Consider the following 22,227-nt stretch of genomic DNA (forward strand, 5'->3'; position numbering starts at 1 on the left):
TTACTTCAAACTTCTCCTTCTCCGTTGCTTGTCTTGCTCGTTGCTTGTGCGATCAGCGCATCGAGCATCTGCGCTACGACCTTCTGCTGGACTTTCGGCAGCTCATTGATGGACTGCAGCCGTCGATACCAGGTCGAGGTCAAGCTGCGTCTGGGCGTTTCCGTGTACGAGGGAACCCCGAGCAGCTCTTCAACAGGAACGCGAAGCGCAAATGCCATCTTCACCAGTGTCGTGACCGGCATGCTGCGCGTGCCCTCTTCGTAACCCTGAAAGGTCTGTCGAGAAAGACCTAAAGCCCGTGCCAACCGAGTCTGTGTGACCTCATGCACCATACGTAAGTGAGCGATGCGACTGCCCATCGCCACCAGAAAAGCGCGGTCCTCCTCATTGGAAACACTCATGACAATCGCCGACTGGAAATGGAGTTGAATAACAACGGACTTGTCCCTCTACCTGAAATCCATCCTGGGGAAATTCAATAGAAAACATCCTCAGGCAAGGGTGCGTAGGTTGTCGACCTGAAAAGTCTGTAGGAGAAATGAAGGGTAAATACCAACCCAGAGCGGAGTACTACAAGTACAAAACCTTTGATTTGACTGAGCCCGTTACGAGAGGCCCGAGTGCTTCCGAAACACTTTGACCAAGGATCAAATCCTCACCCGGTTTGCACCCCCACCGCCCGCTCGCTAAAGTCCCCCAACACTTCTATCCCACGGACGGAGAGCCCGCGTGTTTTCAACCCAGCCCTTGAGCCGCTTTCGCCTGCCAGTTCTTACACTGCTTATCAGTGCCCTGACCCTCACCGCGTGCAACGCCCCGCCCTCCTCGATGTTGCCGCTGGCACCGGAAGGCGCTTCCGGTTATCGCACCGATCTGCAAACCCGCCACGCCAACAAACACATGGCTGCTGCCGCCAATCCACTGGCCGCCGAGGCGGGTCGGGAGATGTTGCGTCAGGGTGGTTCGGCGATCGATGCGGCGATTGCGATGCAGGCGGTGCTGACGCTGGTCGAGCCGCAGTCGTCCGGGATTGGTGGTGGGGCGATGATCGTGTTGTGGGATGGCAAACAGGTGCGCACCTATGACGGGCGCGAGACGGCGCCGGCAGGCGCTACCGAGAAGCTGTTTCTACAAGCGGACGGCAAACCGATGGCTTTCCCGCAGGCGCAGATTGGCGGCCGGTCGGTCGGCACGCCCGGGGTGTTGCGTGCGCTGGAAATGGCGCACAAACAACACGGGCGTCTGCCGTGGGCCAGGTTGTTCGAGCCGGCGATCCAACTGGCCGAACAGGGTTTCGCCATCTCCCCGCGCCTGTACTCGTTGCTTGCCGCCGATTCGGCGCTGCGCCAGTCGCCCGACATGGCCGCCTACTTTTTGAACAGCGATGGCAGCGTCAAAGCCGTCGGCACGCGCCTGCAGAATCCGGCCTTGGCCGCCGTGCTCAAGCGCATCGCCAGTGAAGGTGCAGACGCGTTTTACAAAGGTCCGATCGCTGAGGAAATCGTCGCCAAGGTCCAGCGTCACGCCAATCCCGGCAGCCTGTCGCTGACCGACCTGCAACGCTATCAGGCCAAGGAGCGTGCGCCGCTGTGCACGGACTACAAGCGCTGGCAGGTGTGCGGCATGCCGCCACCGTCGTCGGGCGGGATCGCCGTGGCGCAGATCCTCGGCACGTTGCAGGCCCTGGAAACCCGTGATCCGCGCCTTTCGCTGACACCGCTCAAACCGGTCAAGACCGACAAACCGGCCGGCATTGAACCGGACCCGCAAGCCGTGCACCTGATCGCCGAAGCCGAACGGCTCGCCTACGCCGACCGTGCGCAATATGTCGCGGACACCGACTTCGTGCCGGTGCCGGTCAAAGGTCTGGTCGACCAGGGTTATCTGGCCAGCCGCGCCAGCCTGATTGGCGAACGCAGCATGGGCACTGCCAAACCGGGCACACCGCCGGGCGTGCAGGTTGCCTACGCGCCGGACCGTTCGCCATTGCGTATTTCCACCTCACAAGTCGTGGCGGTGGATGACCTCGGCGGCGCGGTGTCGATGACCACCACCATCGAAGCCGCATTCGGCTCACACCTGATGGTTCAGGGCTTTCTGCTCAATAACCAGATGACCGATTTCTCGTTCATCCCCGAAGAGAACGGTCAGAAAGTCGCCAACCGCGTCGAACCCGGCAAACGCCCGCGCTCGTCGATGGCGCCGACCCTGATCTTTGATCGCCAGAGCGGCGAATTCGTCGCCACGGTCGGCTCGCCCGGCGGCTCGCAAATCATTGAATACGTCGCCAAGACCACCATCGGCCTGCTCGACTGGGACCTCGACGCACAACGCGCGATCAGCCTGCCCAACTTCGGCAGCCGCAACGGCCCGACCGAACTGGAACAGGGCCAGTTCAGCCCGGCGCTGGTACAGGCACTGAAAGACAAAGGGCATACCGTGAGCGAAATCGACATGACCAGCGGCACCCAGGCCATCGTGCGGGTCAAGGATGCACAGCGGAAAGTGTCGTTGGAAGGTGGCGCCGATCCACGGCGTGAAGGCGAAGCGCTCGGCGACTGAGTCTACGATGCAAAAAGAAAAGGCTTACCGGGTGGTAGGCCTTTTTTATCGGCGTGTCCCTCAATCGCTTTCAACGATTCGCCACCAAATGCGCCCCAAACAACAAATAGCAGCCACCCGCCAACCGATCCAGCCACTGCCGTGACCGTTCGTAAACACCGGCAACCCGGCGGCTGGCGAAGAAAAGTGCGACGCAGCAATACCAACTGAAGGACAACGTGGCCATGGTCAGCACGGCCAGCGCCAGCAGGAGCGGCGATACGTGAGCCGGCATGGCGGTGGCGAAGATGGTGGTGACGAACAGTGCCGATTTCGGGTTGGTCATATTGCCGAGCAAACCGCGAGCGTAAACGCTGAGACAGGTCTGGTGGGTTGCAGCGGGCTCACCGGGAGCAATCGCTCCCTTGCGCTTGAATTGCTTCAATCCCAGACAAATCAGGTAGCAACCGCCGGCGATCTTGAAGCCCAGATATAGCGTCGGCGCGACGCTGAACAGTGTCTTGATTCCCAAGCCGCCCGCGAGCCCCCATAGCACCGTGCCGGTCGCCACGCCCAGCGCAGCCACCACACCATGCCGACGCGACTGACTCGCCGCCAACTGAGCGATGTTGAAAAAATTCGGGCCCGGCGTGACCACGGCAACAGTCCACAACAGCGCCAGCGACAACAGCGGGGCGAGATAACCGGCAGCGGAAAAGTCCATGATTCAGGCGCCTGAAATAAGGTGAGTCTTATACCTTGCTACATCCGCTGACGGATTTCCATCAACGCTGCTTAAACCTCTAGCGTCTTGCCATCCACCGCATCACCAATCTTCAAAAAATGCCCCCCGGCAACATGGTGCAGCGTGCGCAAACCGTCATGCCCTTCGAAATGCCAGCGCCCGTCGCTGAACACGCGTTCGTCGGCATGGGCGGCGATGACTTCGGCGAGGAACAGGTCGTATTGCTGGTGGTTGCGTGGTTCCGGCAGCAGGCGGCATTCGAGCCAGGCGACGCAGCCATCGAGCAGCGGCGCTGCGACCTGTTCGCCGATGAAGGTTTGCAGACCGCAGGCCTGAAATTTGTCCCGTCCCTGGCTCTGGGTAATTTCCAGCCCCGAGGTGTTGCCGACGGTTTGCACGATGTCGGCCTGATCGGCGCAAGGAACGTTGAGTACGAAGGTGCCCGAGGCTTCGAGCAGTTGGCGGGTCCAGGTGGACTTATCCAGCACCACGGCGACTTTCGGCGGTTCGAAATCCAGGGGCATGGCCCAGGCGGCGGCCATGATGTTGCGCTGCCCATCGTGGGCCGCGCTGACCAGCACGGTCGGGCCGTGATTGAGCAAGCGGTAGGCTTTGTTCAGGGGCACCGGGCGGCGGTGGGAATCGCTCATGGGTCTGCTCCGCGGGAAAAGGAGCCGATTGTAGCGCTGCTACTGGAGAATCACAGAACCTGTGACACCTCGGTGATCGTTCCCGCGCTCTGCGTGGGAATGCATCCTGTGACGCTCTGCGTCACGCCGGCAAGGGAACGCGGAGCGTCCCGAGAGGCGTTCCCACGCAGAGCGTGGGAACGATCAGCAGGGTGTCAGTGCGACAGCTGATTGGCGAACTGCCCCACCGCGTCCACGACTTTCTGTGCACCGTCCTGGATTTCGACAATCACCGTCCCCGCCTCTGCCGCCAGCGCCAGGCCTTGCTCGGCCTGCAGCTTGCCGTCGGTCATCAGCGCCACGGCATTGCGGGCCATTTCCTGGTTCTGCCGGACCACGGTGACGATCTCGTCGGTGGCCTGGCTGGTGCGCGAAGCCAGCTGTCGCACTTCATCGGCGACTACGGCAAAACCGCGACCCTGCTCGCCGGCACGGGCGGCTTCGATCGCGGCGTTGAGCGCCAGCAGGTTGGTCTGTTCGGCGATGCCGCTGATGGTTTTGACGATGGTGCCGATCACCAGTGACTGCTCGTTGAGCGCCTCGATGCCCTCCCCGGCGGCTTGCATGTGCCGCGACAAATCACGCATCACGTTGACCGCTTCGGTGACCACCGTCGTGCCACGTTGCGCGGTGCTGTCGGTTTGTTGCGAGGTGCTGTAGGCAATGCTGGCCGCGTCGGCAACGGCTTGCTCGCGGTTGACCTGATCGGTGATGACCGTGGCGAACTTCACCACTTTGTACAGTTTGTCGTTGGCATCGACCACCGGGTTGTAGGACGCTTCCAGCCAGACATCGCGGCCATGGCTGTCGATACGCTTGAAACGACCCGCGACGAACTCGCCATTGTTCAAGCGGCGCCAGAAATTCTGATACTCGCCGCTGTTGTATTCCTCCGGCGCGCAGAACGTGCGGTGATGTTTGCCCTTGATCTGCGCCAGGCTGTAACCCATGCCATTGAGGAAACGATCGTTGGCGGTGAGTACGTTGCCATTGAGATCGAATTCGATCACAGCGGTAGAGCGCACCAGCGCGCCGATCAGGTTTTCATGCTCGCGGGAGGCTTCGATGGTGCGGGTCAGGTCGCTGGCGTAGAACGAAATATGTCTGATCCGGCCATCGGAAGCCCGCACGGGCTGGACGATCGAGCGTAGCCACGCCTCTTCGCCATTGCCACGCACCAGGCGCACGGCACCGGCAAAATGCTCGCCACGGGTCATTGCGTTCTTGAAGCGCAGATGGAATTCGTTGGTTTTGACGTGGGCCGGGACGATGTCTTCAAGCGCCCGGCCGATCAGGTCCTGGCTTTTGTAAAACATCTCGCCAAGGAAGTTCTGGTTGACCGAACGAATCCGCCCGTCGGCCTCAAGCGTCAGCGCCAGCATCTCGCTTTCCAGGCTTTCCTTCACTTGCACAAGGCTGGAGAGTTCTTCACGGAGAGCGGCCAGCTCTTGCTTCAAGCGTTTATTGAACATGGGAAAGCACCAATGGCAGGGTTGAACGCGGCGTACAACCTAGCCATCGGCCTTGCAGAGCTTTTCTGAAGCGGCCGCGAGACCCGTCAGTCGAAAATAGTTCGGCGGTTTCTGTTCAGGCAGCGCCCGCGGCCTGACAGGGCCCTGTGCGAGGCATGCGAGCACCGAAATAAGCGGCCGTCAGCATGCCCACCACGCCCATCACTGCGCAGAACATCACGCAGATCCAAGGGCTCCAGGGCATCAGCCCGATCAGCAACAATGGCGTAACGCTCGCCCACGCGGCGTAGGCAATGTTGTAGGTAAAGGAAATGCCCGACACGCGAATACGCGCCGGAAACAGCCCGACCATCACCGAAGGCACCGCGCCGACGACTCCGCAACCGAGCCCGGCCACGGCATAAGCCAGGCCGACCCACTGCCCGCCTGCGATCAGGCAGGCATACAGCACGCCGATGCCCAGTGGCAGCAGCAGGCTGTAGAGCATGACCGTGCGCCACGCGCCGATGCGATCGACCAGCAGACCGGCGAGCACGCAACCGATGTTGAGGAAAACGATGCCCAGCGCACTGAGGCCGAAGGTGTGGCTGGCGGTCATGCCAAACGTCTTTTGCATCATCGTCGGCGTGATGACCACAAACACCACCACCGCCGAGGTCAGCACGCAGGTCAGCAGCATCGCCGGCAACATCGCCAGTCGATGCTCGCGCAACACGGTGCGCAGCGGCAGTTCGACCCGAGCCTCACGCTGCGACTCCATCGCGATGAAAACCGGTGTTTCGCTCAGCCAGCGGCGCAGATAAACGCCAACCACCCCAAACACTCCGCCGAGCAGGAAGGGATAACGCCAGGCGTAATCGAGAATTTCCGCTGGAGTGAAGACCTGGGCGAGGAATGTCGCAGTCAGTGCACCGATCAGATAGCCGAAGGTCAGCCCGGCCTGCAAAAAGCCCAGGGCGTAACCGCGGTGACCGGACGGTGCGTGTTCGGCGACGAATACCCAGGCACTCGGCACTTCGCCCCCCACGGCTGCGCCCTGAAGGATGCGCAGCGCCAGCAACAGCAGCGGTGCGAAATAACCGATCTGTGCATAAGTCGGCATGATCCCGATCAGCAGGCACGGCAGCGCCATCATCAGGATGCTCAGGCTGAAGACCTTTTTGCGGCCCAAACGGTCGGCGAAATGCGCCATCAGGATGCCGCCCAGCGGCCGTGCGAGATAGCCGGTGACGAAGATGCCGAAGCTCTGCAGCAGGCGCAGCCACTCGGGCATTTCCGGCGGGAAGAACAGCTGACTGAGGGTCAGGGCAAAAAATACGAAAATGATGAAGTCGTAGATTTCCAGCGCCCCGCCGAGGGCCGCAAGGCCAAGGGTCTTGTAGTCGGAGCGGCTGAACGGCGCAGGTCTGGCCGGGATTTGGGCAGTCATCGCAAAGAACTCTGGATCAGGCAAAAAACCAAGGCGCCCATGGTCTACGCAAATGGACGGGGGGACAACCCGTTAGACCATAGTCATGGTTTTGCAAAAGCTGATCACAAATGGGCGGCGCTTGATTTACTGTAAATGCCTGTCTGCAGGATAAACACCGCTGCCCTGCAGGAGTGAGCCTGCTCGCGATGGCGTGCGTCCAGTCACTGAATGTGTTGAATGTGATTGCGCTATCGCGAGCAGGCTCACTCCTACAAGGGATTTGTGTTTCGCCTGCCAGACCAAAATAACCATAAAAATTCCGAGGTACTCCCCGTGGCCGTTGATATCGAAGATAGCCGCTCTGCGCGCTTTGCCCTGCGCTGTTCAAGTTTTGCCGAACGCTGGTTTCCCGATTCCTGGGTATTTGCCGCGTTGGCCGTCATCATCGTTGCCCTCGCCACTCTGGCCATGGGTGCCAAACCCACCGCGGCGGCAATGGCCTTCGGCGACGGTTTCTGGAGCCTGATTCCGTTCACCATGCAGATGGCCTTCGTGGTGATCGGCGGCTACGTGGTCGCCAGCTCGCCGCCTGCGGTCAAACTGATCGACCGACTGGCGCGGGTTCCGAAAAATGGCCGCTCCGCCGTGGCCTGGGTGGCGTTGATCTCGATGGTCGCGTCCTTGCTCAACTGGGGCCTGTCGCTGGTCTTCGGTGGTCTGCTGGTGCGCGCCCTCGCCCGCCGTACCGACCTGAAAATGGATTACCGCGCCGCCGGCGCCGCTGCGTATCTCGGCCTTGGCGCGGTGTGGGCGCTGGGTTTGTCGTCGTCCGCCGCGCAACTGCAGGCCAACCCTGCCAGCCTGCCGCCGTCGATCCTGTCGATCACCGGGGTGATTCCGTTCACCGAAACCATTTTCCTCTGGCAGTCGGGCGTAATGTTGCTGGCGCTGATCGTGATCTCGGTCATCATCGCTTACGCCACCGCACCGGGCCCGAACTCGGCGCGCGACGCCAAGGCCTGCGGCATCGACCCGGCGTTCAACCTGCCGCCGCTGCAACCGCGCACACGACCAGGCGAATGGCTGGAACACAGCCCGCTGTTGATCATCGTGCTGGTGCTGCTGGCGGCGGGGTGGTTGTTCCATGAATTTTCCAGCAAACCGGCGATCACCGCGATTTCCGGGCTCAATACCTACAACTTCCTGTTCATCATGCTCGGCGCCCTGCTGCACTGGCGCCCGCGCAGCTTTCTCGATGCGGTGGCGCGCGCCGTACCGACCACCACCGGCGTGCTGATCCAGTTTCCGCTGTACGGCTCGATCGCCGCGTTGATGACCACCGTCAAAGGGGCGGATGCGCAGACGCTGGCGCACCACATTTCGACGTTCTTCGTCAGCATCGCCTCGCACGACACCTATGCGCTGCTGATGGGCGTCTACTCGGCGATTCTTGGCTTTTTCATTCCGTCGGGCGGCGGCAAGTGGATCATCGAAGCGCCGTACGTGATGCAGGTCGCCAACGACTTGCAGTACCACCTCGGCTGGGCCGTGCAGATCTACAACGCCGCCGAAGCACTGCCGAACCTGATCAACCCGTTCTACATGCTGCCGCTGCTCGGCGTACTCGGCTTGAAGGCGCGGGATCTGATCGGCTTCTCGTTCGTGCAATTGCTGGTGCACACGCCGCTGGTGCTGGTGCTGCTGTGGGCGCTGGGGACGACGCTGGCGTATACGCCGCCGGTGATGCCATAGCCATCAAGTAGCTGCCTGCTGCAACTGTGGGAGCCAGCCCGCTCGCGATAGCAAACTATCAGTCGACTTCAGTGTTGCCTGACATACCGCTATCGCCAGCAGGCTGGCTCCCACATTTCTTGCGCTACTCGCTGAAAAAAATCGTACCGACCAGCTTTTTTGTGCCACACGGCTGATCCACTATGAAACGCCCCCGACACTTGCGGGGAACTCCACGCTGAAAAGGATCTGAGCATGTTCAAGTTCGCAGGACTTTCCCCCGCCGCACTGGCCCTCACCGCACTGACGCTGAGCGCCGCCGCCCACGCCGATGTCGACCTGAAACTGGGCAGCACCGAGCGCGTCACGCGCCTCTTCGCTTATCCCAATAATTGTCACGTCATCTGTTACCGCAACTGGACGCTGGAGCAGACCGTTGCGCATTACCTGACCCAAAGCGTACAGCGCGATGGCTATGCCAACGCCAAAGTGCTGGTGAAGACCGATAACGATCAGCTCTACGCCGAGATCTCTGGTGTGCCGCAGGGTTACGACAAACCGCTGGCGGCGCTGCTTGACGCTGGCGACTTGGCCTACAACGGCGCCAGCAAGCTCAATGCCGATGGTAAATGGGCTTACAGCTGGTATCTGTTCCTGCCGCTGGGCATGGCCCTGGAAAACCGTAAAAGTGTCGAGTTGCTGCACTTCCCGCCGGATTATTCGCTGACTCAGGCGCAGGATTATTTGCGCTCCAACACCACTGATCGCTGGGCGACGTTGCTCACTGACAATGGCATTCCCGCTGAGCAGACGCCGGCTTATCAGACCATCATCGACATCGCCCCGATTGCCGCGCCGTCCAATGCCGGTAGCGACCTGGAAGGCGTGTACGACTATTTCAAGGACTACCAGACCACGCTGGTCAAGCAGTTCAGCCAGACTGCCAGCGGCACGACGCTGCCGATGGTCGCGTTCGGTGCGCCGGTGCGTAACTGGATCAAACAGCAATACGGGCCGACCGTCGGCGTATTGGGCCTGGCGACCATCAGCCCGAGCGAGGGCGTGCAGGTGCCGGTGCTGGGGTCCAACCATCCGAGTTACATCTGGTACGCCGCCGATCCGAAAAGCTACACCGGCGACGATGCGCAGGCCAAGGCCGATGCTGCGGGCCTGAAAGTCATGGGTCAGGATTTGAGCGCCGCCTGCTGGCAGGCCGGCATGGGCAGCAAACCGGGCAGCAACGCGCAGACCACGCTGAACACTTGCACGCAAACCTGGCAGGTCACGCAGAAAGCCAAAACTTGCGAACTGTTCTACACCTCGATCCGTGATCTGACAGCGGAGCAGGCCGCAGCCAAGTGCGCTAGCACACCGATCAAGGCGCAACTGCAACAGTTGAAAGCGCCCCTGCCGGCGACCGCCATTCCTGCTCCGCACCTGTAAACCTGACGACTCATCCCGTGTCAGCCCTGGCTGACGCGGGAATACGTCTATCACGCCTGTCACATCTGACAGTAGACCGGTTATACCTGTAACCACTAGATTGGATCCATGGCTGTAAACAAGGGCCGACAGGACGTCGTCCCGGCAACGTCGCATAGCCGTGCGACAAAGGAAGATCATGAATATCCACGCCGTGGCAGGCTCTGCCCCGCACGATACCGAAGGCATCTACCCCTTCTCCGGCCTGCCCGTGCGTCTTGGGTTTCCCTCCAGTGCCGACTTCGAAATCATTCACGATCCCTACGCCAATCCGGTGGCAATCGCCGCACGCCGAGATTTTCCCGGTACACACCGGATGTGCAGGGTTTCCGGGCAATTGCTGCCCTATCGCTGCCGACAGACCCGCCAATTGCTCAGCGGCATTCACCTGTACGACCCTCGCTTTTGCGGACTGCTCGAACATGCCTGCGACCCGAACACGTTTCTCGACATGACTGAGTTGTGGCTGTGGTCGCTCAAGGACATTCAGCGCGGCGAGCATCTGAGCATTGATTACGCCGCCACCGAAGACAAACTCTCGCGCCAGTTTGCCTGCGGTTGCGGCTCATCACGTTGTCGTGGCTGGATCACCGGTTACGATGAACCGCCAAGCCTGGAAGGCCTGCACTTTCTCCAGCGCTGGCGGCAATCGGGCCGACGCTAGGCGGCTTTACGCCGGGCCGATCGGGCGCAAGCGATACTGCGGCGGCAGTTGCTCGAAACCACTGATGGTGGTGTTGAGACTTTTCCAGCGGCCATCCTTGATGCCGTAGATGCAGCCGTGGATCGACAGGCTCTGGCCGCGATGCCAGGCGTTCTGGATGATGCTGGTGTGCGCGACGTTGGCCACTTGCTGGATCACGTTGAGTTCGCACATCCGGTCGACCTGCTCTTCTTCGGTCGGCAGCTTGGCCAGTTCTTCGCGCTTTTCGTAATACAGATCGCGGATCGAACGCAGCCAGCCATCGATCAGACCGAACTGGCGGTCCTGCATCGACGCGCGCACACCGCCGCAACCGTAGTGGCCGGTAACGAGGATGTGTTTGACCTTGAGCACGTCCACTGCGTACTGGATCACCGACAAACAGTTGAGGTCGGTGTGCAGCACCACGTTGGCGACGTTGCGGTGCACGAATAGATCGCCAGGCAACATGCCAACGATTTCGTTGGCTGGCACCCGTGCGTCGGAACAGCCGATCCACAGGTATTCGGGGGTCTGCTGGCGCGCCAGTTTGGCGAAGAAATCCGGGTCTTCCTTGGTGATCGCGTCAGCCCAACGCTCGTTGTTATCAATCAGGTCTTGTAAGTCGTGCATGGATAAGGCCTCAAGAAAGATGCGCTGGTTTGATAGACGACCGCCCGTCGGAGTCACGCCCGTTGGGCAAAGTGTTTCCGTTGGAATTCTCGTGCGCCGGATGAGTCCACTCCAAGTAAGGCCCACAGTATGAGGATTTGCCATGACTGATTCACGACGCCCCTACGATGCGGCGCAACCGGAGCCCATCGATGATAACGAAGACCGCATGGGTTCGGTGCATGAGTTGGATTTCGACGACGAAGAGCCCAGCGCGAAGATCGGTGATGAGATTCCTGAGCGTGAACGCGAGCAGCTGATGCCAGGTGAACGTGTGCGTGAGGCAGGTCTGACCGGCGGCTCGGTCGATGATCACCAACCGACGGACGACGATTTGAGCCCGGAAACGCTCATTCGCGACGATGGCGCTCGCGATGCCGAAGAGATTGGCGAGGGCAATCAGGCGGATTGGGATTTGAGCGTGGTCGGTGAAAATGACATCGGCGGCGGTGACGGACTGGACGAGGCTGAACTGGCGGATCTGGATCCGCTGGATGGCAAGCGCTGATCAGCGGCACCTGATAAATCGCTATCGCGAGCAGGCTCACTCCTACAGGGGAACGCATTCCAACTTGCAGGATTGAGCCTGCTCGCGATGCTTTTAAGCTTCAGTCAACAAGGGTGCAGGCCATCACCACCGCATCTTCACGCCCCCCCACCGCCGGATAATAATCCCGGCGCCGGCCAATCTCGTTGAAGCCATAACGCTCATACAACTTGAACGCCGCAGTATTGCTGTCGCGCACTTCCAGAAAGCACTCCCGAGCTTCAGCCTTGTAGGCAATCGACATCAGATGCTCCAGCAACGTCAGCCCCAGCCCACGTCCCTGGTTCTCAGGCTTGACGGTGATGTTGAGCAGGTGCGCCTCGTCGAGAATGATTTGCACCACACCGTGCCCGACCTGCTGCTGCCCTTCGAACATCAGCCAGATCTGGTATTTGCCGAGACCGTCGAGAAAAATTCCCCGGGTCCACGGATGGCTGTAAGCGGCGTACTCGATTTTCAGCACTGCCTCGAGATCCGCCTCGGTCATCGGGCGGAAGGTTACCGCGTCACTCATTCGATTCTTTCCAGCGCGCCATCAGCCGACGCATGGCTTGCCACACAGCGGCTTTGCGCTGCGGCTCTTCCATTAACAATTCCAGACCGGGAATCGCCCAGGCCGGGCCCAGACCTTCGATCTGCAATTCACGATTGAACGCCTCGGCGTCCGCTTCGCCGGCAAAACGCACGGCCGGCAAGCCGATCAGCCACAGGCAGGCGCAGGGTGCCGCTTCCATTTGTACCGAGAGGAAACCCTGGACGAAGTCCCGCGCCGCGTCCGGGCCTTGGTCCAGCGTGCCGCGATTTAGCCACGGCCAGCGCACCGGCTCACCGACGATTTGCGGCGCATCCGGCAGACCCGCGGCGCGCAGCATGTCCTTGAGCAACAGATAAGCCGGGTCGCGGCTCTGGAACGCTTCGCCTGTGGGTAACTCGACCAGCAGCAGGCAGCGCCCGGCGCGCAGCAATTGCAGGGCAAAACGTGGTGGCGGCACAGGCGCGGGTTTGGCGACGACCGGCGTGGCGTCGGCCTCTTCCACCGGTTTGGCACCATTGCGGGTGCTGGCCAGCGAAGGCCGTGGCACCTCGATTTTCGGCCGTTCGCTCGGCCGCGCGATCGCCGGCTGCACCGGTGCCTGGACTTGGGCCTGGGCCTGGGCCTGGGCCTGAGGCGCAGGCACGACGGGCACTTCTGGCTCAGGCTCGGGCATGTCCAGCAACTCGGGCCGGGACGGCGCGGCGAAGGGCAATTCGGTGCGCGGCAGCCAGTTGACCACCTGCATGGCGTTCAAATAGGCGCGGCGGCGGGACTCGATAAGCAAGGGTCGGCCACTTGTGGATAACGGAAAGTGCGCTGATTCTACCGCCCTTCGCTCAAGATCGCCTGCTGTTGATCGATGCACTTGATTGAAAAGAAAGGCAGCAGTCCGTCCCGAGAGTGAATCGCATCGGCTTCGATGCAGTACAATCGCGGCTTTTAATCGCCAACCAGCCGGCCATTCCGATGATCGAACCCAAGCGCGTCTTGCGCGCCCTCGCTGAACACTGGGCACTTCTGGAGCCACTGTGCGAGCACTTCGACCAAGGCACCCTGAGCCTCAACGAACTGCGCACGCAACTGGCCGCCCAACAACTCGACAGCACGCCGCAGGACATCACCAGCCTGCTCGACGTGTGGATTCGCCTCGACATCCTGGTGCCCGTGGCGAAAAGCCCGAACCGTTTCGAGCTGAACGCGCAGATCCACGACTTCCTTGCCTACCTGCGCCGCGAACACCGGCTGGGCTTGTGCCTGGAAATCGAAGCCTACCTGCGTCACCTCGAACGGCTGGCCGGTTACATTCAGGACGCCTTTGAAGTCCGCGACGGCAACGACCTCGCCCGCCAGTTGCGCCTGCTCGACATGCGCGTACGCGACGTACTGAAGAAACTCGACAACGACGAACAGGCGCTGGTCGCTGTGGCCGAACGCGCCAAGACCAGCGACCGGCAGATCCCGTTGCGTCAGCGTTACGCGGAAGTACTGGCGACGTGGGACGAATACGTCGAGCCGATGATCGATCTGGTCAACGCCGACGGCGCCTTTGAACAAGGCGTGCGCAAGGTCGAAACGGTGTTGCTGAAAATGCTCAGCGAACAGCAGCGCCTCGGCCATCTGGTCGATGACGACATGTTGCTGCGCACCCACGCGCGCATCCTCGAAATGCAGACCAGCGCCCAGCTCACTCTGCGTCACGCCCGCGAACTGCTGCTGCCGCTGCGTGAAGAAGCGCGCCGGCACAACGCCGTGACCCGTGGCGCAGCACTGGCGCTGGCGGCGATCCGGCGTAAAGGCATCGACGCCGTGCCGCAAGCGGCGATGCCATTGTTCACCCGCCCGCAAAGCACCTTCCTCGGCAGCGCCAGTCAGGTCGAAGCCTACGTCTATGCGCTGGCGCGTTTCGAGCCAAAACCGGCACGCTTCCCCAAGGCGCACAAGACCCAGAAGGCTGGCGATGCACCGCGTGCGCCGCGCACCGTGCGCGAAATGGTCGACCGCTGCGAAGAATCGCTGCCGATGCCGGATCTGATGACCTGGCTGCTGGAACAGGAACCCGACGGCGCCACTGACGAGTTGCTTTACTGGTTCTCGCGCCTGTCGCGGGAAAAACGCTTCAAGCGCGAGCGTCTGGAACGCCGCGAATACCACACTCACGAGCATCAGGTCAGCCTGCGCTCCTTCGCCCTGCTCTCGGCCAGCGACACCGCCGCCGAGGATTCTGCGAGCATCCCCCATGCATCTTGATCTTTCCGAACTGTCGCAACTGGCGCCGATCTTCCGCGAGTTGTTCAAGGGCTACCACGTCAGCCGCCGCGACCCGGAGCTGTACGCCCAGCTGTCGAACTTCCAGGACCAGTACCGCACGCTGTTCAAGGCGCTGGGCTTTGAACTGGTCTGCGACACCCGTGGTTTCTACTACTTCGTGCCGGACATGGCCGCCGCTGCGGTGAACAAGACCGCCCAGCGTCTGGCGTTGTTCACCTTCATCCTCGTTGAGCATCTGGCTGATCAGGGCCGCGACCCGATCGCCGTGCTCGACGGCGGCAGCCTCGGCCGTGAAGAACTGCCGTCGCTGCTGGACAAGTATCGCGACCTGTTCATCCAGGCCGAAGTGCAGACCGTTGAAGAACTCGAAGAAAAGATCATGCGCCGCATGACTCAACTGGGTTTCGCCGGCGAAGAAAACGGCGTGTACCGCTTCTTGCCGCCGATGCACCGTTTCCTCGATGTGTGCCTGTCGGTGCAGCAGGACCGCGACCTGGCGGCCAGCGTGCACAGCGTGCTGCCGCTGCCGGCACCAGTGCTGATCGACGAAGCGGCGGAAGCCAGATTCCTCGAAACCGACGACCCACTGGACCTCAGTGAGTTTGCCGAAGAAAGCGAAGAAGACGCACTGGCCCGCGCCATTGCCGAAGAACAGGAGTCCGACGCATGAGCCAGGAACGCTACGGCATCCGCCGCTTTGCCCTTTTGAACACCGCCGGTTACAGCCTCGGCCTGTTCCCGCTGGAAGAACCGCTATCGGTTTACGGCGCGAACAACCTCGGCAAATCGGCATCGATCAACGCCTTGCAGTTCCCGATTCTGGCGCGCATGTCGGACATGAGTTTCGGCAAGTACAGCCTCGAGCAATCGCGGCGCTTTTACTTCGCCTCCGACACCAGCTACATCCTCGTCGAAGTGAACCTGCCTCACGGCCCCCACGTGATTGGTGTGGTCGGTCGTGGCCCGGGCGGAGGTTTCGGTCACCAGTTCTTTGCCTACGCCGGCAAACTCGACCTGGCCCATTACCAGAAAAACGACACCTGCCTGCGCCAGAAAGAGCTGTTCAGCAACCTTGAGAAAGAAGGCCTGAAAGCCTACGAACTCAAGCCTGACGAACTGCGTCGTTTGCTGGTCGGCGGTCACACGTCGATCCCGCTCGACCTGACGCTGATTCCGCTGCGCTCGACCAGCGAGCAAAGCCTGAAAACCTTCCGTGCGCTGTTCATCAACCTGCTGCACATGCGCGAAATCACTGCGGCCAAGCTCAAGCAGCTGTTCCTCGATGCCTTTGAGCACAGCCTGCGTTCCGGCAGCGTCGATTACATCGCCGCGTGCGAAGAAGCCTTCCGCGACGTACGACGTATGGAGCAGGATTACAACTCATTGGTTGCCGCCGGTCCGTTGGTCGAAGCGCTGGCCAACGGCGTGAAACAGCGCGATGTGCTGCGCGGCAAACTGCATCGCCTGTCGCCGCTGCTCGATTCGCTGCTCGGCACCTGGTCCGACTACGCCACCGCGCGCAAGGAAGAACTGACCCTGCAGGCCGAGCACTACCGCCGCGAGCAGGACGATCTGCAAAACGATCAGCGCGGCGGGACTCAGGAACTGATGCGTCTGGAGCGGGAGATTTCCGGCATCCAGCGCTGGCTCGGCGAGCTGTCGGTGCTGAAAAACCGCTTCGCGCTGGTCGATGACGTCAAAGTGCTCGAGCAACAATTGCTCGCCGCCAAAGACGCGCACGACGAACTGGCCGGCGCGCTGGCGCAGTCGCGGCAGTTCAGCGCCGAAGATCTCGAAGAGCGTCTGCGCGATCTGGAAAAACGCCTGAAGTCGGTGAAGCAGCAACTCGATAACGCCGACAACAACAGCTACGCCCGTCTGCGCGAAGAATTCTCGCAACAGGACGTTGAACGCCTGATGCGTCTGTTCAACAGCGCGCTGTTCAGCCTGCCGCTCGGCGAACACGGCATCACCCTCGACGAGAATGGCGAGTGGGTGAAATCGGTCGAGTTGATTCTTGATGGCTTCAAAGGCGAGCGCTTCGAAGTGCCGGGCCTGTCGATCGACATCTCGCACATAGAGCCGCCGGCCCTGCAAGCGCTGGCCGACCGCGCCGCGTTGCGCGATCAAAAAGAGCGTCTGGAAAAAGAACTCAAGCAACTGAAAACCCAACAAGCCGTGGCCGCTGACCGCGCCGCGAGCAAAACCCAGACCGAAGCGCTGTACCAGCAGGTACTGGATGCGCAGAAAGCGCTGGAAGATTTCCGCCGCACGCAAACCCTGAGCGCCGAAGAAGCCGACAAACTCGAGCAACTGGCGCAAATGGAAGCCGCACAGGACGAACTCAAGCGCTCCAGCGATGCCTTCACCGAGCGCGTCCAGCAACTGTCGGCCAAGCTGCAACTGGTCGGCCGGCAGATCGCCGACATGGAAGCCAAGCAACGCACGCTCGACGATGCTCTGCGCCGCCGCCAGCTGCTGCCAGCGGACCTTCCGTTCGGCACGCCGTTCATGGACCCGGTCGACGACTCGATGGACAACTTGCTGCCGCTGCTCAACGACTATCAGGACAGTTGGCAGGGTTTGCTGCGCGCCGACGGTCAGATCGAAGCGTTGTATGCGCAGGTGCGCCTCAAAGGCGTGGCCAAGTTCGACAGCGAAGACGACATAGAGCGCCGCCTGTCGCTGCTGATCAACGCTTACGCGCACCGCACCGATGAAGCACTGACGCTGGGCAAGGCGCGCCGCGCGGCGGTCACCGACATCGCACGCACCCTGCGCAACATCCGCAGCGACTACGACAGCCTTGAGCATCAACTGGCGCTGTTCAACCGCGAGATCAACAAGCGTCAGGTCTCCAACCTGCAAAGCTTCCGCATTGTCCTGGCACCGAACAAGGAAGCGCTCAAGCACATCGATCAGATCATCCACAGCGCCGGTCAGTACGAAGAAGGCGAAACCCTGTCGGTGTTCGATCTGAGCCAGAGCGCCGAGCAGGACAACAAGAACGAAGATGCCAAGGAATATCTGGCGCGACTGGTGGCAGCGAACCACAACCAGCTCGGCCTCAAGGACTTGTTCGAACTGGCCTTCGAGATCACCAAGGTCAACGGTCAGCCGGTGATCCACACCGACATCGATGGCGCGGCGTCCAACGGGACGACCATGACCATCAAGGCGCTGACCAACATGTACTTGTTGCTGCACTTGATGGACCGCGACCTGGCCGGCCGTGTGCGCCTGCCGTACTACCTCGACGAGGCGGCGGACATTGACGAGAAGAACCAGGCCGCATTGCTGGAAACCAGTCTGCAACTGGGCTTCGTGCCGATTCTGGCGAGTGTGAAGCCGCAGGTCTGCGCCAGTGTTGCGATCGACCTGGAAGGCGGCAGCGGCCCGGCGGGGATCTACATCGATGAGGCGGACTGGAAATACATCCGTCGCCATGATGTGGTGAAGGCCACGTTGAACGTGCAGGCGGATGAGCCGGAGCTGGATGCAGTTTGATCGGCTTTGACTGAAAACGAAAAAGGGCCGCGATCCGATGGGATCGCGGCCCTTTTTCATGGCTTGAGTTTTGTGCTGTCTTTTAGGGCCTCATCGCTGGCAAGCCAGCTCCCACAGGAATTTGTGTTGTGAACACGATCCCCTGTGGGAGCCAGCCTGCTGGCGATGAGGCCAGCCGAAACACCGCTGGATTTACTTACCGAGCGAAATCTTCGGCGCCCAGGTCAGCCACTCATCCTCAAACTTGTCGAACAACGGGAACGTCTGCTCGGCCCGCGCCGGATTGCCCATGCGCTCGCCATCCGGCGTAGCGAAGGCGATGCCGCCCTGAATCAGCGTTTCCAGGGATTCGGTGCGCACCGTGACACCTTTGAACAAGCCGTAATCAAAACCGACCCCGCTGGTGTTCCAGAAGCGGCTGCCACTGCGCACCAACGGCGCGTATTTCGGCTCGATCAGAATGTGTACCAGTACCCGGTCAGCCGTCTGGCCCAACTCATAACCAGTGACTTTGCCTACGGTGATTTCCCGATAAGTAACCGGCACACCCGGTTTCAGCGAGCCACGACGCGCCGCGCTCAATACCAGACTCAACCCCGCCTCCTGCTTCGTCACTTCCGGGGCCTCAGCCAGGGCGACAAAGTTTTTCTGCGGGCCAAGGTTCTTCGCCGCTGGTTGCACCTCGATGTACTTGCCGGTGACCAGGGTTTCGAGGTTCTCGGTCTTGATCAGGCCCAGTTCAGGTTTGACCACCCAGAACTGACTGCCGACCCGGGCGATCTTCTCCGGCACTTCGGTTATACGTGCGGTGAGGATGACCGACTGCAGATCGTCAGTCAGGTCGACGCTTTCGATCTTGCCGACGTCCAGCCCCTTGAAGCGCACCGGAGTGCCGCTGCGCAGACCGTCCGCGCGATCAACCTTGATGGTGACCACGGCGCCCTTCTGGTTGGCATCGTCGTGACTGGCGAACAGGCGGAAACGCGGAATACGCTTCTGCAATGGCGCCTTGGCCTGTGGCGTTTCAAAGGCGATGCCACCAGCCATCAACGTCTGCAGCGACTCGCTCTTGACCTGAATCCCGCCCGTCAAACCGCCGGTCAGCGTAACGCCGCTGACATTCCAGAAGCGCGTCGAGGCGTTGACCAGATTTTCGTATTCTTTCTCGATGTGCACACCGATGATCAATTGCTTGCGGGTTTTGGAGAACTGGTAGCTCTGCACCGAACCGACCTTGACCTGCTTGTACAGAATCGGACTGCCGACATCGATGGAACCGAGGGTGTCGGTAAACAGTACAAGGTGCAGGCCGGGCGAGCGCAGGTCGAGTGGCGGCGCTTTCGGTCGCGCTTCGAATTCACGCTTCGGCGCCGCGCCTTTGTCACCCGGACGCACGGCGATGTAGTTACCTTTGACCAGCGCTTCCAACCCGGTAATACCCGCCAGAGAAATCGACGGTTTGACCACCCAGAACTGAGTGCCATCAACCAGATAATCTTCGGCCAAAGGATCGAGGGTCAGCTCGGCGGTGGCGCTGTTCAGATCCGGATCGACCTTCAGGGCTTTCAGGTTGCCGACCTGAATGCCTTTGTACATTACTGGCGTACGACCGGCCTGCAGGCCTTCGAAGTCGCTGAGTTTGACCTTCACGCGGATACCCGCTGCCGCCGCATCAAAGTCTTCGTAGAGACGGAACGGCAAGCTTGGATCGGTCGGCGGGCTGTCCTTACGGTTCTCGGGTGTGGCGAAGGCGATACCGCCGGCGACGATACTGGCCAGCGATTCGCTGCGCACTTTCACCCCGGACAGGTTAGCGTCGATGCTGATGCCACTGGCATTCCAGAAACGTGTGTGTTTGCGCACCAGTTTGGCGTAGGTCGGCTCGATGAAGACCTTGAGTTCAACAGTGCTCTGGTCTTCCGACAGCAGATAGCTTTTAACCTGACCCACCTGAATCTGTTTGTAGAACACCGGGCTTCCGCGATTCAGCGAGCCGAGGCGGTCAGCCTTGATGGTCAGGTGCAGGCCGGGCTTGGCGTCAGACAGCGGAGGCTCTTCGGCCAGCGCCTTGAACTTGCGCGTCGGCTCGCCTTCGCCCGGACTGATAGCGACGTAATTACCCGACACCAGGGTTTCCAGGCCGGTAATGCCGGCCAGGGTCACGCTCGGCTTGACCAACCAGAACCGCGTGCTGGTTTTCAGGTACTGTTCGACGTCCTTGTTCATTTCGACGGTGGCAATCACGCCTTTGGAGTTGCCTTCATCGTCGAGCTTGAGCGTCTTGACCTTGCCGACCGGCATGCCTTTGTAGACCACTTCAGTCTTGTTGGCCTGGATGCCTTCGCCGCTTTCAAAGCGAACCTGGATTTCGATACCGGTTTCGGAGTAGGCACGCCAGCCAAGCCAGCCGCCGATGATCAGCGCGATCAGAGGCAGCACCCAGATGGCAGACCAGTTAGAGGCCGGTCGGGTTTTCGCTACAGGCAAATCAGTCATGGTCGTCATCCGACTCCGTGTTATCCCAAATCAGCCGGGGATCAAAAGTTACTGCGGCAAGCATCGTCAGAATCACCACAGTGGCGAAGGCGATGGCACCAAGATTGGCTTCGACACTGGCGAGTCGGCCGAAGTTGACGACCGCCACCAGAATGGCGATCACAAAAATATCGAGCATCGACCAGCGACCGATGAATTCGATAAAGCGGTACATCCAGATGCGCTGACGCGCGGATAGCGGCTGACGTCGCTGCACCGAAAACAGCAGCAGCGCAATGCCGACCAGTTTGAAGGTCGGCACCAGAATGCTGGCAATGAACACCACTGCTGCAATCGGAATCATGCCGTGCTGCACCAACTGGATCACCCCGGACATGATCGTGCTTGGATCGCCCTGCCCCAGAGAACTGACCGTCATGATCGGCAGGACATTGGCCGGGATGTAAATGATCGCAGCGGTGATCAGCAGCGCCCAGGTTCGGGTCAGGCTATTCGGACGCCGGGCGTGTACCAGCGCACCGCAACGGGTGCACGTCTGCTGATCGAGGTCGGCTTCCTGCTTGTTCAGTTCGTGGCACTCGGTGCACACCAGAATGCCTGCATCAATCGCCCGCATGGGCATCCTCTCCTGATAACGCCTGCCAGATCTGATGCGGTGACATCACCACTTCCAGCCAGACCTGCACGAGCAACAAACCGATGAAACACGCCAAGCCGAGGCCGACCGTGATTGCTGCCATATCTGCCAGCTTGACGATCGCCACCAGCACGCCCATGAGGTAGACCTCGAGCATTCCCCAGTCTCTGAGGTGGTGGTAAATGCGGTAAAGCAGCAAGCCGTAACTGCGACCGACATTGAATTGGATCGTCAGTAAAACGAATAACTGGCACAGCAGCTTCAGCAGCGGTATGGCCATGCTGCACAGGAAAACGACAATCGAAACGCCCTGCATGTCGGTGTTGAACAGGCCCACAACACCGCTCCAAACGGTGTCTTGCGAGGTTTGGCCGAGAATATTGAGCTGCATGATGGGTAAAAAGTTTGCCGGGATATACAACAGCAGCGCAGCGATCACCAAGGCAAGGCTGCGCTGCACCACGTTATGGCGGTGGGCGTACAATTCGTAACCACAACGCGGACAGACGGCCTTCTCGCCGTGAGCGAGTTGAGGCTTGCGCATCAGCAGGTCGCACTCATGACAGGCTACCAGGTCTTCCAGCGGTAATTCTGACAGCCCGGGGGCGTCAACCGACTCTGACATACAGGCTCTGGCTCCAAAAAAGGTGGGGCTATTCTAGTGCTGTGATTGGAAAATAACTGTGCAAATTTGTTCGCTAGTGCGCGCAAACTTTCTCGCAGGCAAAACAAAACCCCAACTGCTTTCGCAATTGGGGTTTCGGAATTTAATCTTGACGATGACCTACTCTCACATGGGGAAACCCCACACT

Annotated in this window: 19 protein-coding genes and 1 pseudogene; 8 read left to right on the forward strand and 12 right to left on the reverse strand. The window is 60.7% G+C overall.

Annotated features, from left to right (window positions below):
* Positions 1 to 5: 5 nt before the first annotated feature.
* Positions 6 to 401, reverse strand: coding sequence for a helix-turn-helix domain-containing protein (locus ACYYKW_RS17075; RefSeq protein WP_464990627.1), 396 nt, complete (start codon positions 399 to 401; stop codon positions 6 to 8).
* Positions 402 to 729: 328 nt separating this feature from the next.
* Here ACYYKW_RS17075 and ggt point away from each other — a divergent pair, with 328 nt between their 5' ends.
* The gene (ggt, locus tag ACYYKW_RS17080; RefSeq protein WP_464990628.1) at positions 730 to 2,562 is read left to right on the forward strand and encodes a gamma-glutamyltransferase; all 1,833 of its coding nucleotides are present in this window, start codon (positions 730 to 732) and stop codon (positions 2,560 to 2,562) included.
* 70 nt (positions 2,563 to 2,632) lie between these two features.
* On the opposite strand, the gene ACYYKW_RS17085 is transcribed toward ggt, so the two are convergent.
* The 5 genes and pseudogenes from ACYYKW_RS17085 to ACYYKW_RS17105 form a co-directional block, all read right to left on the reverse strand.
* Positions 2,633 to 3,265: a LysE family translocator gene (locus ACYYKW_RS17085; protein WP_464990629.1), complete on the reverse strand. Its 633-nt coding sequence runs from the start codon at positions 3,263 to 3,265 to the stop codon at positions 2,633 to 2,635.
* Positions 3,266 to 3,336: 71 nt separating this feature from the next.
* On the reverse strand, positions 3,337 to 3,936 hold the full coding sequence (locus tag ACYYKW_RS17090) for a flavin reductase family protein (protein ID WP_336355449.1): 600 nt from the start codon (positions 3,934 to 3,936) through the stop codon (positions 3,337 to 3,339).
* A 194-nt stretch (positions 3,937 to 4,130) separates the two neighbouring features.
* Positions 4,131 to 4,739 carry a methyl-accepting chemotaxis protein gene (locus tag ACYYKW_RS17095; protein WP_408003570.1) on the reverse strand — a complete coding sequence of 203 codons (609 nt, stop codon included), beginning with the start codon at positions 4,737 to 4,739 and terminating at the stop codon, positions 4,131 to 4,133.
* A pseudogene (locus ACYYKW_RS17100) lies at positions 4,719 to 5,447 on the reverse strand (PAS domain-containing protein); the annotation flags it as partial. The pseudogene ACYYKW_RS17100 and the gene ACYYKW_RS17095, both read right to left, overlap by 21 nt.
* A 115-nt stretch (positions 5,448 to 5,562) precedes the next feature.
* Positions 5,563 to 6,876: an MFS transporter gene (locus ACYYKW_RS17105; protein ID WP_464990630.1), complete on the reverse strand. Its 1,314-nt coding sequence runs from the start codon at positions 6,874 to 6,876 to the stop codon at positions 5,563 to 5,565.
* 315 nt (positions 6,877 to 7,191) lie between these two features.
* Here ACYYKW_RS17105 and ACYYKW_RS17110 point away from each other — a divergent pair, with 315 nt between their 5' ends.
* From ACYYKW_RS17110 to ACYYKW_RS17120, 3 genes are all read left to right on the forward strand, one after another.
* Positions 7,192 to 8,610: a short-chain fatty acid transporter gene (locus ACYYKW_RS17110; RefSeq protein ID WP_464990631.1), complete on the forward strand. Its 1,419-nt coding sequence runs from the start codon at positions 7,192 to 7,194 to the stop codon at positions 8,608 to 8,610.
* A 234-nt stretch (positions 8,611 to 8,844) separates the two neighbouring features.
* On the forward strand, positions 8,845 to 10,032 hold the full coding sequence (locus tag ACYYKW_RS17115; RefSeq protein ID WP_464990632.1) for a hypothetical protein: 1,188 nt from the start codon (positions 8,845 to 8,847) through the stop codon (positions 10,030 to 10,032).
* Positions 10,033 to 10,210: 178 nt separating this feature from the next.
* Positions 10,211 to 10,735, forward strand: coding sequence for an SET domain-containing protein (locus ACYYKW_RS17120; RefSeq protein ID WP_336355453.1), 525 nt, complete (start codon positions 10,211 to 10,213; stop codon positions 10,733 to 10,735).
* Between the two features lie 6 nt (positions 10,736 to 10,741).
* Here the strand turns inward: ACYYKW_RS17120 and can are convergent, their stop codons facing one another.
* Positions 10,742 to 11,386: a carbonate dehydratase gene (gene can, locus ACYYKW_RS17125; protein WP_090286282.1), complete on the reverse strand. Its 645-nt coding sequence runs from the start codon at positions 11,384 to 11,386 to the stop codon at positions 10,742 to 10,744.
* 142 nt (positions 11,387 to 11,528) lie between these two features.
* Here can and ACYYKW_RS17130 point away from each other — a divergent pair, with 142 nt between their 5' ends.
* Entirely contained in the window at positions 11,529 to 11,933 is a 405-nt protein-coding gene (locus ACYYKW_RS17130) for a serine kinase/phosphatase (RefSeq protein WP_093098326.1), read from the forward strand.
* A 100-nt stretch (positions 11,934 to 12,033) separates the two neighbouring features.
* Here the strand turns inward: ACYYKW_RS17130 and rimI are convergent, their stop codons facing one another.
* Both rimI and ACYYKW_RS17140 read right to left on the reverse strand, forming a co-directional pair.
* Entirely contained in the window at positions 12,034 to 12,486 is a 453-nt protein-coding gene (gene rimI, locus ACYYKW_RS17135) for a ribosomal protein S18-alanine N-acetyltransferase (protein WP_090286286.1), read from the reverse strand.
* A complete protein-coding gene (locus ACYYKW_RS17140; protein WP_464990636.1) occupies positions 12,479 to 13,252 on the reverse strand; it encodes an energy transducer TonB in 774 nt (257 codons plus the stop codon). Before ACYYKW_RS17140 ends, rimI begins: the two co-directional genes overlap by 8 nt.
* Before the next feature lie 221 nt (positions 13,253 to 13,473).
* Here ACYYKW_RS17140 and mksB point away from each other — a divergent pair, with 221 nt between their 5' ends.
* From mksB to mksF, 3 genes are read left to right on the forward strand one after another with little or no spacing between them, the layout of a single operon-like run.
* Entirely contained in the window at positions 13,474 to 14,754 is a 1,281-nt protein-coding gene (gene mksB, locus ACYYKW_RS17145; RefSeq protein ID WP_208939763.1) for an Mks condensin complex protein MksB, read from the forward strand.
* Positions 14,744 to 15,445 carry an Mks condensin complex protein MksE gene (mksE, locus tag ACYYKW_RS17150; RefSeq protein ID WP_090286292.1) on the forward strand — a complete coding sequence of 234 codons (702 nt, stop codon included), beginning with the start codon at positions 14,744 to 14,746 and terminating at the stop codon, positions 15,443 to 15,445. The genes mksB and mksE overlap by 11 nt, the downstream gene beginning before the upstream one ends.
* The gene (mksF, locus tag ACYYKW_RS17155; RefSeq protein ID WP_464990633.1) at positions 15,442 to 18,282 is read left to right on the forward strand and encodes an Mks condensin complex protein MksF; all 2,841 of its coding nucleotides are present in this window, start codon (positions 15,442 to 15,444) and stop codon (positions 18,280 to 18,282) included. The genes mksE and mksF overlap by 4 nt, the downstream gene beginning before the upstream one ends.
* Positions 18,283 to 18,474: 192 nt before the next feature.
* Here the strand turns inward: mksF and ACYYKW_RS17160 are convergent, their stop codons facing one another.
* From ACYYKW_RS17160 to ACYYKW_RS17170, 3 genes are read right to left on the reverse strand one after another with little or no spacing between them, the layout of a single operon-like run.
* Complete coding sequence (locus ACYYKW_RS17160) at positions 18,475 to 20,778, reverse strand: PqiB family protein (protein ID WP_464990634.1); 2,304 nt, start codon at positions 20,776 to 20,778, stop codon at positions 18,475 to 18,477.
* Positions 20,771 to 21,394 carry a paraquat-inducible protein A gene (locus ACYYKW_RS17165; RefSeq protein ID WP_090286297.1) on the reverse strand — a complete coding sequence of 208 codons (624 nt, stop codon included), beginning with the start codon at positions 21,392 to 21,394 and terminating at the stop codon, positions 20,771 to 20,773. Before ACYYKW_RS17165 ends, ACYYKW_RS17160 begins: the two co-directional genes overlap by 8 nt.
* Entirely contained in the window at positions 21,381 to 22,040 is a 660-nt protein-coding gene (locus ACYYKW_RS17170) for a paraquat-inducible protein A (RefSeq protein WP_090286299.1), read from the reverse strand. The genes ACYYKW_RS17165 and ACYYKW_RS17170 overlap by 14 nt, the downstream gene beginning before the upstream one ends.
* Between the last annotated feature and the right edge of the window lie 187 nt (positions 22,041 to 22,227).

Source organism: Pseudomonas sp. 15C (assembly GCF_055484735.1).

Excerpts from the sequence above, each read along its gene's own strand:
- ACYYKW_RS17170 (WP_090286299.1), bottom strand. The coding sequence starts at position 22,040 with ATGTCAGAGTCGGTTGACGCCCCCGGGCTGTCAGAATTACCGCTGGAA.
- ACYYKW_RS17090 (WP_336355449.1), bottom strand. The coding sequence starts at position 3,936 with ATGAGCGATTCCCACCGCCGCCCGGTGCCCCTGAACAAAGCCTACCGC.
- ACYYKW_RS17120 (WP_336355453.1), top strand. The coding sequence starts at position 10,211 with ATGAATATCCACGCCGTGGCAGGCTCTGCCCCGCACGATACCGAAGGC.
- can (WP_090286282.1), bottom strand. The coding sequence starts at position 11,386 with ATGCACGACTTACAAGACCTGATTGATAACAACGAGCGTTGGGCTGAC.
- rimI (WP_090286286.1), bottom strand. The coding sequence starts at position 12,486 with ATGAGTGACGCGGTAACCTTCCGCCCGATGACCGAGGCGGATCTCGAG.
- ACYYKW_RS17165 (WP_090286297.1), bottom strand. The coding sequence starts at position 21,394 with ATGCGGGCGATTGATGCAGGCATTCTGGTGTGCACCGAGTGCCACGAA.
- ACYYKW_RS17140 (WP_464990636.1), bottom strand. The coding sequence starts at position 13,252 with ATGCAGGTGGTCAACTGGCTGCCGCGCACCGAATTGCCCTTCGCCGCG.
- mksF (WP_464990633.1), top strand. The coding sequence starts at position 15,442 with ATGAGCCAGGAACGCTACGGCATCCGCCGCTTTGCCCTTTTGAACACC.
- ACYYKW_RS17130 (WP_093098326.1), top strand. The coding sequence starts at position 11,529 with ATGACTGATTCACGACGCCCCTACGATGCGGCGCAACCGGAGCCCATC.
- mksE (WP_090286292.1), top strand. The coding sequence starts at position 14,744 with ATGCATCTTGATCTTTCCGAACTGTCGCAACTGGCGCCGATCTTCCGC.
- ACYYKW_RS17085 (WP_464990629.1), bottom strand. The coding sequence starts at position 3,265 with ATGGACTTTTCCGCTGCCGGTTATCTCGCCCCGCTGTTGTCGCTGGCG.
- mksB (WP_208939763.1), top strand. The coding sequence starts at position 13,474 with ATGATCGAACCCAAGCGCGTCTTGCGCGCCCTCGCTGAACACTGGGCA.
- ACYYKW_RS17075 (WP_464990627.1), bottom strand. The coding sequence starts at position 401 with ATGAGTGTTTCCAATGAGGAGGACCGCGCTTTTCTGGTGGCGATGGGC.
- ACYYKW_RS17160 (WP_464990634.1), bottom strand. The coding sequence starts at position 20,778 with ATGACTGATTTGCCTGTAGCGAAAACCCGACCGGCCTCTAACTGGTCT.
- ACYYKW_RS17115 (WP_464990632.1), top strand. The coding sequence starts at position 8,845 with ATGTTCAAGTTCGCAGGACTTTCCCCCGCCGCACTGGCCCTCACCGCA.
- ACYYKW_RS17105 (WP_464990630.1), bottom strand. The coding sequence starts at position 6,876 with ATGACTGCCCAAATCCCGGCCAGACCTGCGCCGTTCAGCCGCTCCGAC.